Origin of the sequence: Ochrobactrum sp. S1502_03 (assembly GCF_044435015.1) — a bacterium.
Taxonomy (GTDB): Bacteria; Pseudomonadota; Alphaproteobacteria; order Rhizobiales; family Rhizobiaceae; genus Brucella; species Brucella chromiisoli.
Map to the genome: position 1 here is coordinate 1 of NZ_JAYEXN010000059.1, position 10,295 is coordinate 10,295.

The window sequence follows — 10,295 nt, forward strand, 5'->3', positions numbered from 1 at the left end:
GCGGTTTCAGTCCAGGTCATCGTGATCTCCATCGTATGTCAGAAATCCGATTGAATCATAACCCACTGAAATCGCTCAACCCTTTTTGGAACAGGCTCTAAGCGCATCAAATATTAGCAGATTTTTAAATATAGTGCAGTCTTTTTGATCAATTGCATTTTGGCTTATCTAATTGTTTCGAAAAGATAAAATCATCTTTTCAAAACAAATTTTCTTAAGAATCAATATAGAAACGTAATTTTATGCGACTCAACAAAAGAGTTAGACCGTTATGACCGGGGACCAAGTGATGCAAATCGGCGCAACGTTGTTGGCAAATGAATAGCGTTGCTTGCGCCGATTGGATGTTTGTTCAACTGTTTCGTGTAAAATACGATTGATTTGACCTGGTCGCCCCTTCTTGAACAGCGGAGGTTAATTTTTTTCTTACTTCTCAAGGTATTAATCTGGATTTACACGTTGGAGCTCTATTCAGATATAGTTGACATCGCCGTCCTGCTCACTTTCGATTATGTCGAGAATTTCACGACACGCATATAGAGGCTTCGGGCAAGACGCAATTCGCCCAAAATGCTAGATGCGATTAGCTGGATGCGCGCCAGTGGAATTCATGAGTGCGGTATCAGAACGCGCTGAAAACCACTGTGCCATGATCGGAAAGCCACTGAAGCGGACAGATGAAGAGACAACAGACGTTATCCTTGATGTGCCAATCTATTTAACAACTTGGCACTCATTTCACTTGCAGGTCTGCCAGATTGTTCTCGACGGCGGCGATATTCAGTTCAAGCTCGGCGATCTGTCGAAGGATGTTTTTATTCGGCAGGTCGTCACACTCCGCAGCTTCTGTGAGAAGCTTTCGTTGCTCGGCCTGCAAAATGTCAGAAAGTCGTTTGAAACGCTTCACAAGCGATTGATCGTCTGATGAACTCAATGGATTTTCCTTTTTTATTTTCCCGACTACATCTGCAAGCCAATGCGACATTGCAGACTGGAGCGTCTGAAATTGGAAACAACCCGCGTCATGCGCGTGCGCTGCAGGGTTGTCGAAGGTTAGACGATCAGACGCGCTCGATACGTGTCTCACCTTCTATATTCTTGTTGTTGATTTGCATATGGCCATTGTTTGTTCGCGGCACTTACGTAAAAATCTAAATCAAAACGTTTATACAATAGTATAATGCCTTGTTTGCCCTTGTCGAGAGGGCATTGCATTCATCTGTGTTGTGATGTCGCGAGCGTCTGCCCGCAACGTTGGCCCAGATTAAAAAGGGGCTGGCAGGCGCAGATGAAAGGGCCAACGTTTATTCAAAACGCTGGCCGGTCCGTTGCTTTCGGCTTGTGAATGCGATCAAGGAGCGATGAAATTATGCTTCAAAGAGATTAAAATGCACTCGAAAAGCCAAAAGCGCGATATATGTTTAAAAGCATAGGCAAGAAGGCCATAAACTTTGATCTTTATGGATGCTGTGCGCCCGTGACGGTCAGATAGACCGCATAGAGTGACTTCGTCGCGGTAATAAAAAGCCGATTACGGCGAGGGCCACCAAAGGTGAGATTGGCAACTGTCTGCGGCGTCTTGATCTTGCCGAGAAGTTTGCCTTCCGCTGAGAAGCAATGCACACCGTCGCCTGCACTGGTCCACAGGTTGCCGTCCGTGTCGAAGCGGAAACCATCTGGCAGACCATTATCAATCGTGCAGAAAACCTTGCCACCGGTTACGCGCTTGCCATTGTCCACGACATCGAAAACCCGGATATGACGCGGCGCCTTTTCGTCGTGGCTATAGGCGCTGTCGGCGACAAAGAGTTTCATTTCATCGGGCGAAAAGGCGAGGCCGTTTGGCTGCACGAAATCCGTGATAACCGCCGTTAACGCACCGCTTTTCGGATCAAGCCGATAGACATTGCGAGTTGGCTGTTCGGGATCAGCTTTATAGCCTTCATAATCCGCCATAATGCCGTAGGTCGGATCGGTAAACCACACCGTGCCGTCAGAACGCACGATCACGTCATTGGGCGCGTTGAGCTTCTTACCCTGATAGCTGTCCGCAAGCACGGTGATACTGCCGTCCAGTTCTGTGCGGGTGACACGGCGTCCGCCATGTTCGCATGAAACCAGCCGTCCCTCGCGGTCGCGCGTATTGCCATTGGCAAAATTTGAAGGTTGGCGGAAAACAGAAACGCCGCCGTCAGGCACCCAGTGCAGAATACGCTGGTTAGGAATATCGCTCCAGAGCAGGCAATTCAGATCGCCAAACCAGACCGGACCTTCGGCCCAGCGACAATCGCTGTAAAGTTCATCAAGATCCGCGCTTGATACGATCAGATTCTTAAAGCGTTCGTCGTGAATTTCGTAAATCGAAGGATGCTGAGACAAGGAAATAACTCCGGGGAATGTTGTTTAACGCTCTGGTCTGCGGCTGCTGGCAAGGAAAATCACCGCAATAATGGTCAATCCCGTAAGGACCAGACGAACACCGGCACCGAAGCCATAGGTGTTGAGCATCGAGACGATGAGGAACATGAAGAGAGCGGCACCCCAAATGCCAGGGATGTTGGAATCGCCACCGGCGACGGCTGTGCCGCCGATGATGACCACTGCAATCGACATCAGGAGATATTCAGCACCCATATTGAGTGCGGCACCGCCAGAAAAACAGGCAAGCAGGAAGCCGCAAAGCGAAGCCAGAACCGCGCAAAGTAAATAGGTGACGAAGCGTGTTCCATCGACCGGAACGCCTGCCATACGTGCGGCAAACGGGTTTTGCCCGATGGCCGAAATCCAGCGACCATAAATGCTTTTCTTGAGAAGTACCCAGCCAAGGACCGACAGAATCAGCGCCACGATTGCAACATTGGGAATGCCAAAAACGGAAGAGGTGGTGAACTGAGCCAGAACTTCCGGTGGCTTTACGCGCAAGCCGCGATTGCTCCAGATAGCGGTCGACTGGATGAGGAAACTCATCGACAGCGTTGCGATAATCGGCGGAATACGCAGCAGCTTGATCAGCGCATAATTGCAGATGCCAATGCCAAGACCGATCAGCAACGCGACTGCAAGTCCCGCCAGGATCATGCTGTCCTGCGAATCCATCAGTTTCAATGCCAATGTTGCAGCAAGGGTCATGGTGGCAGGAACCGAGAGATCGATATTGCCGGGTCCGAGCGTGATCACGAACATCTGCCCGAGGCCGACAATCACCGAAAAGGATGCGAAGGTGAAGGCTGCATGTGACAATCCTCCGGCACCCGCACCACCGGTAAACAAGACGGTGATGATCCAGACCGCGATGGTTGCGATGAATGACCAGATCCATGGGCGGCTTGTAAGAACGGAGACAGCGCTCATTGCTTATTCCCCTTACGATCGAGGCGGTTGAGGAAGAGGCGAAGTGCAAGCACGAGGATGAGGATTCCGCCTTGCGCACCAATCTGCCAGTCGGGCGAAATGCGCATGAAAGAGAGGAATGAACCTGCGAGCGTGAGCGTCAGCGCACCAATGACAGCGCCAATCGGTGAAATGCGGCCACCGACAAATTCGCCGCCGCCCAGAATGACACCGGCGATGGAAAGCAGCGTATAGCGCAGCGCAATATTGGCATCTGCCGAGGTGGTCAGCCCTACAAGCGCGATACCGGCAAGCACCGCAAAAAAGGCTGCAAGCGCATAGGTTCCGGCGCGGATTGCGGTGATCGACCAGCCAGCGCGCTCAATGGAACGTCCATTGCCGCCAGCACCACGCATCAGCACGCCAAAGGTCGTGCGCATAACGATGAAATGCGTGACAACGGCAATCAGAATGCTTGCGACAATCGCCATGGGTATAAATGGCGGTTTTGTGGTCATGATCCAGCGTGCCCAGTCCGGCGCCTGGCCGCCGGGTGAGGGCAGCAGCAGAACTGCAAGACCACCCCAGACGAACGACATTCCGAGTGTGACGACGATAGATGGCAGATTGCGCAGATGGATGATGGCACCGAGTGCCGCATAGGCTGCAATCGCTGCGGCAAGGATCAGAACGCCGATGATGGGATCCGTGTTGAGATAGGTCGCAGCCACGCAGACCACAAAGCTCACGAAGGTTCCCATCGAGAGGTCAAGATCATTGACCGCCATGATGAGCATCTGCGCAATTGTTGCCAGCGCAATCGGCACCGCGAGATTAAACAGCAGGTTGAGGCCGGTATAGCTCATGGCACGCGGCTGCATGTAGAAAACAGCAGCCAGCAGCAAAGCGAGCGAGAAAACCGGCGTTAACAGGCGAAGGGATGAGGCCGAGAGGCGCATTATTCGTGTCCTCCCTCAAAAGATGCAGCAAGCACGTTCTTTTCCGTGATTTCGTCGCCGACAAGTTCTGTCACGATTGCACCGTCGCGGAAGACATAGACACGATCGCACAATTCGATCTCGTCCATTTCGGTGGAATACCAGACAAAGGTGCGGCCATTTTCAGCTTCATGGCGCAGGATTTCATAGACTTCCTGCTTGGTGCCGACATCGACGCCACGCATAGGGTCGTCCATCAGGATGGCATCGGCAGTGGTAGCAAGCGCACGGGCAAACAGCACTTTTTGCTGATTGCCGCCGGAAAGCGACAGGATGCGATTGCCCACATCCGGTGTGCGGATCTGGATTTTGTCTTTCCATTGTGCGCCGAGCTGATCTTCGCGGCTCTGATCGACAAGCTTCAGCGATGAGAGACGATCAAGCGAACCGATGGTGAGGTTGTGCAGGATGCTCCAGAGCGGAAACGTGCCGTTAAGGCTGCGATCACCCGCCACGAAAGCGATTTCGCAATTGCGCGCAGGCAACCAGTTTGGTCGGCGGGCATAATAAAGATCAAGCAGCATTTTTGTCTGGCCATGACCGGCAAGCCCGGCAAGGCCGATCACCTCACCTTTGAAAGCCTGAAACGGCTTGCTGTCATTGGCGCGCTTTTTTGCAGAGAGAACGACGGTGCCTGGCGTGTGCGCTTTTGCTGTGCGACGCGCCGCCTTTTCGCGTTCGACGCTACCCATCGCTTCGACAAGGCTGCGATTGGTGAAATCGCTTGCTGCGCGATTGGCGACAACCTTGCCGTCCTTCATCACAACGATGCGGTCGGAGGTTGAGAGGATTTCTCCAAGCATATGCGAAATGAGGATCACCGATCCACCCGTGCCGACAAAGCGACGGACATAGGCCATCAGCTGCGCGGCAATGCCTGCATCAAGTGAAGAGGTTGGTTCATCAAGAATGACGAGTTTTGGCGCTGTGCCGGGTGCAGTGAAGTTGATGGCGATTTCAACCATCTGGCGTTCGGCAATGGACAACTCATCAACGGTCGCGGAGCAATCGATCTTGTGGCCGGGAAAAATCTCGCTGAGCTTGTTTGCTATGAGATCAACAGCCTTGCCGCGCCAGTTGGCACCCGCAAGGTCGCGCTGCATGATGCGGACATTTTCGGCAATTGTCAGATTGGGGAAGAGCGACAGCTCTTGAAAGACGCAGCGCACGCCATGCTTACGTGCAGTCGCCACACCATGACCCGCTTCGCCGTGATAGGTGAGGCTGCCTTCATGTGGGCTAAGGCCACCATTGATGACATTGACGATCGTGGATTTGCCAGCACCATTATGGCCGACAAGTCCGATACATTCGCCTTTATGGATCACAAGTTCGGCGCCATCGAGTGCCTTTACCGCACCGAACTGCACGCGGATATTGCGTGCGACGACGACCTCGCTTTTGTCGATTGAATTTGCCATGCACTCGAACTGTATTGGAGATGAGGGAGGGGCAGGCGTGAGACACGCCCACCCCCTGGGAGATAAGGTGATGAGGTTATTTCGCTTCCGCGATGACCTTCTGCGCGTCTTCAAGCGAATATTCGACATTCGCAACGCCACCCTTTTGGGTGTTGGCAAGCTCCTTATCGAGAGTTTCCTGGCTGACGCTCAGGAACGGAACAACGAGGTCTTTCTTGACTTCCTTGCCGTCAAGAATCTGCTGTGCAACCCAGAAAGCAAGCGTTGAAACGCCCGGCGCAATCGAAACCGACATGGTTTCATAGCCGTTTGCGTCTTTCTGCTGCTTCCACCACTGCAGTTCGTCTTCGCGGTTGCCCATGATGATGATCGGCGTTTCGCGCTTTGCCGCGGCAAAGGCTTGTGCTGCGCCATAGCCGTCACCGCCCTGCGTGACCACGGCGTCGATCTTTGGCAGGCTTGGCAGAACGCCTGCGACCGCACGCTGCGCAACATCAGCCGCCCAGTCGCCATGGACCGAACCGACAATCTTGAAATTCGGATGCTTCTTCACACCTTCCTGAATGCCGGCATGCAGCTCATCATCAACGGAGACGCCAGCAAGGCCACGAATTTCAAGCAGATTGCCACCTTCCGGCAGGCGTTTTGCCAGATAGTCGACCTGGCCTTCGCCCATCTTCTTGAAATCGACCGCGATGCGCCATGCACAAGGCTCCGTCACGATACCATCGAACGAAACGACGGTGATGCCAGCGTCGCAGGCTTCCTTGACAGCACCATTCAGAGCGGTTGGCGACGCGGCGTTGATAACGATCGCATCATAGCCTTGCAGGATCATGTTTTGAATCTGCGCGGCCTGTTCCGTCGCTTGATTTTCAGCGGTGGTGAAAGCATCGGCTGCCGAAACTGTGCCAGCGCTGACGGCTTCCTTCGTCACCTTGTCCCAGCTCTGTAGCATCGCCTGACGCCATGAGTTGCCAGCATAATTGTTGGAGAAAGCGATCTTTTTCGATGATGTGTCAGCGAATGCGCTACCGCTCGTCATCAATAGGGCGAGTGCGGCGGATGCCAAAAGGGTTTTCCCAAGCTTCATTTCATTCCTCCCAGTTGCAAATATACGCTCCGCAACGCTTATGAGCGCTTCGGATCGTTCGAATTTGAATGTGGTGCGAAACCTCCCGCACCGCCGCTCCTCAACGACACCAACTCTCCCGTGACATTTCCTATTGTCTTGCGGGCAATTTTCTGGTGAAGCGAGGATGAAATAAATGCGCTGCGCTGTGAAGGCTGATCGAAGCAACCATGCTGCGGGTTCGCGCAGCAAAATTGCGGGAACCCGCAAGACGTGCCGGTAGAAAAGCGGCGTATTATACGTACAAAGCAACCTGTCTTTGGGAGGAGAGTCGCTTGCTGGAACTCGCGCCTGCGCGCCTGCTGGACCGCTACCTGAATATTTCCAGATTGTTAGCGGGGCAACTCGATTTCGATTCCATCATTCAGGCCGTTGCCACCGAGATCAATCATATCCTGCCCTACGATCATCTTGATGTCTGCATCAAGATGATCGACGGCAAGTTTCACATCGCTTATGAGAGTGGTATTGCGACAGCCTGGAGCCGCAATCCGCCCGCTCTTCTTTCCGGAAGCCCTATTCGCACCGTCTTGTCCGGTGAGGTCGAATATCTGTTGACGGATGATGCCCGCACTGATCCGCGCTTTCATTTCGAAGGCGCGTTTTCAACACCGATCTTTGAGCATGATCTCAAAGCACGCCTGCATGTTCCTCTCAAAGCACAGGGCGATATTATCGGTGCACTGAGCTGTTCAAGTTTGCAAACGGGCAGTTATGCGATGCGTGACGTGGAAAATGCACAATCAATTGCAGATCTTCTGACGCCATATTTTTTTGCAATCCGTGCCGCCGAACAGGCCAAACGCTCGGCGATTGTCGAGACGGAAGCGCGGGCGCGTGAAGAGGGCTTGCGGTTTGGCGCACTCAAGCTCACAGAGGCGCTGGAGGCCGAGCGTCATCGGATCGGCATGGATTTGCATGATCAGACACTGGCCGATCTGACGCGCCTTGCCCGCCATGTTGAGCGGCTGACGCATGCACCAGACCTTTCCGGCGAGCAGCTTGAACCGCTGTTTCGTGGCTTGCAGCATTGTATGCAGGATTTGCGACAAATTATCGAAGAAGCAAAACCCTCGGTGCTCCAGCTTTTCGGCTTTGCGCAGGCAACGGAAAATCATCTTGACCGCTCAATTCGCGAAAGCGGCGCTGCAATCGAATGGGTTCTGGACGACCAGAGCGATGGCATGACCGACAGGCTTGAGGAGACAGTCGCGACTTCGCTTTTCCGCATCGTGCAGGAAGCCATCAACAATGCGATCCGGCATGCTCTTGCCGGTGAAATCCGTGTTCGCTTTCGCGATAAGGGCGGTCGGCTTCTTGTTGAAGTCATGGATGACGGCATTGGTATGGATCGTCAGACGCAGCGCACTGGCCATGGTATCGATAATATGCGCACGCGGGCGCGACTGATTTCAGCAAGTTTTACGATCAGGAAGAATATCGAAGGCAGCGGCACATGCGTGACGATTCATCTGCCGCTGGAAATGGATGATACAAATGGAGAATAAGATGCAGGTTCTGATCGTGGAGGATGATCCGCTGCATCGCACCTATCTGGGTGAGGCGATCCGCGCAGCATTACCCGAATGTAGTGATGTGCTGGAAGCGGATAACGGTTCAACCGGCGAAAAGCTCGCACGGATGCATCGTTCGGCCCATATCGTGATGGATTTACAAATGAGCGGGCGCAATGGCATTGAAGCCGCGCGCACCATCTGGAAGGAAAACCCGGAAACCCGCATCTTGTTCTGGTCGAATTACGCCGATGAAGCCTATGTGCGCGGTGTCTCGCGCATCGTGCCGGAAGGGGCGGCCTATGGCTATGTGCTGAAATCAGCGTCCGACGATAAGTTGCGCTTGGCGCTGCGCAGTATTTTCGTTGAAGCGCAATGTGTGATCGACCGTGAAGTGCGTGGTTTGCAACAAAAAAGCCTCGGCCACACCAGCGGGTTCAGTGAAAGCGAATATGAAATTCTGATCGACATCGCGCTTGGTCTGACCGACCGCGTTATTGCGCGCCGACGGAACCTGTCGCTTAGAAGCGTGCAGAATAGATTACAGCAACTCTACGAAAAACTGGGCGTGTATCAGGAAAAGGGCGAGCCGGAGGAGGGGCGTTTTAACCTGCGTTCGCGTGCGGTAACAGTCGCTCTGCTTCGGAAGCTTTTGAATTACAGCGCATTGGAGCGCGCCGAAATTGAACTGAGGGATTGGATTGGCTGACAATGCGGCTAACGTTTGCCGGAAGATATTGCAAACAAACAGGGTCTCGCAACTGCGTGGTTGGGTGAGAGGGTAGCCCCAATCACGCATGGCGACATCAAGAACGTGGCTGAGTATGGCAAGCTCACGGACGGCGGTGGCAGGCTTTACAGTTTTCAGACGCAGTCCCTGAATGATGCGATGTCCTATTGTGACGGCCTGGCCAGCGTCCGCTAGCCGACCATTCCTCGCACCGCGCTCAACAGGAACTCGTCCTGATAGTGACCTGCGACGAAGGACAGGCCAACAGGACAATCATCTACCATCATCAGCGGGGTAGAGACCTCCGGCAAGCGTGCTACGCCGGAAAATGCGGTGATGGTCATCGTCGGATCATAGAAGTCCATCACCGCTTCAAGCGTGTTCAGGGACCCTTTCCGAGGGGCAATCTTCGGCGTCGTAGGGAAACAGATCATCGTTTCCGGGGTGAAGAAGGTGTTGATTTTCCTAAAGAGGCTTTCGCACCTCGCCATGTTGTCAAGCGCAGCGATGCGGTCAAACTTCTGGACATTTCCGTAAGCCATCGAGAAAGTGAAGCCGAGTTCGGGCTTGCAGGCTTCGATCCAATTGCCGACCGTGCTCTGGAATTCGGCAGTTTGCAGGTCGCGCAGTCCGTTCAGATTGCACACCTTCAGTTCCCACGGCTCTCCGACGATCTCGGAAAATCTTATCCGTTCGACAGCAAGGTCGGTGTTCTCTGCTATTCGATCCAATACGATGCTGACTTGATCTCGCACGGAGGAATCTGAGATTTCCAACGCATCTTGTAAGACGAAGATGCGCCTCGGCAATGGCATCGGTGAGGCCGTACCGTTGAGCAAGACGCGCATCGTGGCATCGAGCACGTCTAATCGGTTCGCCAGCACGCCTACAGTGCTGACGCTTGGCTGAAACGGCAAAACGCCGGCCTCGGAAATCCGATGAAGGGATGGGCGCATCCCCCACAGGCCGCAAAGGCTTGCCGGAACACGGATCGAACCTCCTGCGTCGGTGCAAAGCGAAAAATCCGCAAAACCATTGGCGACGGTGTCATTAAGCATGGAATAAGGACCTCATTTGAGGGGTTATCGGCATCCAAACGGGACCCCTTATTTAAAGGGTAACATGACCTTCGATTTCAATCGGAGGTTTTCTATTGGATGCTTATTGTGG

The 10,295-nt window shown here is 53.5% G+C and carries 9 protein-coding genes and 1 pseudogene; 3 read left to right on the forward strand and 7 right to left on the reverse strand.

The window, feature by feature from the left end; genetic code table 11:
* Positions 1 to 610: 610 nt before the first annotated feature.
* Positions 611 to 925 (forward strand): hypothetical protein, encoded by a 315-nt coding sequence (locus VBH83_RS18725; protein WP_265985155.1) that lies wholly within the window; start codon positions 611 to 613, stop codon positions 923 to 925.
* Positions 926 to 1,458: 533 nt separating this feature from the next.
* On the opposite strand, the gene VBH83_RS18730 is transcribed toward VBH83_RS18725, so the two are convergent.
* The 5 genes from VBH83_RS18730 to VBH83_RS18750 all read right to left on the reverse strand — a co-directional run bounded on the left by VBH83_RS18730 (position 1,459) and on the right by VBH83_RS18750 (position 6,842).
* Complete coding sequence (locus VBH83_RS18730; protein ID WP_265985156.1) at positions 1,459 to 2,379, reverse strand: SMP-30/gluconolactonase/LRE family protein; 921 nt, start codon at positions 2,377 to 2,379, stop codon at positions 1,459 to 1,461.
* A gap of 24 nt (positions 2,380 to 2,403) precedes the next feature.
* Complete coding sequence (locus tag VBH83_RS18735; protein WP_265985157.1) at positions 2,404 to 3,351, reverse strand: ABC transporter permease; 948 nt, start codon at positions 3,349 to 3,351, stop codon at positions 2,404 to 2,406.
* A complete protein-coding gene (locus VBH83_RS18740; protein ID WP_265985159.1) occupies positions 3,348 to 4,289 on the reverse strand; it encodes an ABC transporter permease in 942 nt (313 codons plus the stop codon). The genes VBH83_RS18735 and VBH83_RS18740 overlap by 4 nt, the downstream gene beginning before the upstream one ends.
* Positions 4,289 to 5,749 (reverse strand): sugar ABC transporter ATP-binding protein, encoded by a 1,461-nt coding sequence (locus VBH83_RS18745; RefSeq protein WP_265985161.1) that lies wholly within the window; start codon positions 5,747 to 5,749, stop codon positions 4,289 to 4,291. The genes VBH83_RS18740 and VBH83_RS18745 overlap by 1 nt, the downstream gene beginning before the upstream one ends.
* Positions 5,750 to 5,825: 76 nt before the next feature.
* Positions 5,826 to 6,842 carry an ABC transporter substrate-binding protein gene (locus VBH83_RS18750; protein WP_265985162.1) on the reverse strand — a complete coding sequence of 339 codons (1,017 nt, stop codon included), beginning with the start codon at positions 6,840 to 6,842 and terminating at the stop codon, positions 5,826 to 5,828.
* A gap of 314 nt (positions 6,843 to 7,156) precedes the next feature.
* Here VBH83_RS18750 and VBH83_RS18755 point away from each other — a divergent pair, with 314 nt between their 5' ends.
* Together VBH83_RS18755 and VBH83_RS18760 are read left to right on the forward strand one after the other, a co-directional pair.
* On the forward strand, positions 7,157 to 8,389 hold the full coding sequence (locus tag VBH83_RS18755; protein ID WP_265985163.1) for a sensor histidine kinase: 1,233 nt from the start codon (positions 7,157 to 7,159) through the stop codon (positions 8,387 to 8,389).
* A gap of 1 nt (position 8,390) precedes the next feature.
* Complete coding sequence (locus VBH83_RS18760) at positions 8,391 to 9,104, forward strand: response regulator transcription factor (protein ID WP_265985164.1); 714 nt, start codon at positions 8,391 to 8,393, stop codon at positions 9,102 to 9,104.
* A gap of 60 nt (positions 9,105 to 9,164) precedes the next feature.
* Here the strand turns inward: VBH83_RS18760 and VBH83_RS18765 are convergent.
* Together VBH83_RS18765 and VBH83_RS18770 are read right to left on the reverse strand one after the other, a co-directional pair.
* A pseudogene (locus tag VBH83_RS18765) lies at positions 9,165 to 9,289 on the reverse strand (site-specific integrase); the annotation flags it as partial.
* Between the two features lie 27 nt (positions 9,290 to 9,316).
* A complete protein-coding gene (locus VBH83_RS18770) occupies positions 9,317 to 10,183 on the reverse strand; it encodes an amidase family protein (protein ID WP_396999015.1) in 867 nt (288 codons plus the stop codon).
* Positions 10,184 to 10,295: the final 112 nt, after the last annotated feature.

Excerpts from the sequence above, each read along its gene's own strand:
- VBH83_RS18725 (WP_265985155.1), top strand. The coding sequence starts at position 611 with ATGAGTGCGGTATCAGAACGCGCTGAAAACCACTGTGCCATGATCGGA.
- VBH83_RS18735 (WP_265985157.1), bottom strand. The coding sequence starts at position 3,351 with ATGAGCGCTGTCTCCGTTCTTACAAGCCGCCCATGGATCTGGTCATTC.
- VBH83_RS18740 (WP_265985159.1), bottom strand. The coding sequence starts at position 4,289 with ATGCGCCTCTCGGCCTCATCCCTTCGCCTGTTAACGCCGGTTTTCTCG.
- VBH83_RS18745 (WP_265985161.1), bottom strand. The coding sequence starts at position 5,749 with ATGGCAAATTCAATCGACAAAAGCGAGGTCGTCGTCGCACGCAATATC.
- VBH83_RS18750 (WP_265985162.1), bottom strand. The coding sequence starts at position 6,842 with ATGAAGCTTGGGAAAACCCTTTTGGCATCCGCCGCACTCGCCCTATTG.
- VBH83_RS18760 (WP_265985164.1), top strand. The coding sequence starts at position 8,391 with ATGCAGGTTCTGATCGTGGAGGATGATCCGCTGCATCGCACCTATCTG.
- VBH83_RS18770 (WP_396999015.1), bottom strand. The coding sequence starts at position 10,183 with ATGCTTAATGACACCGTCGCCAATGGTTTTGCGGATTTTTCGCTTTGC.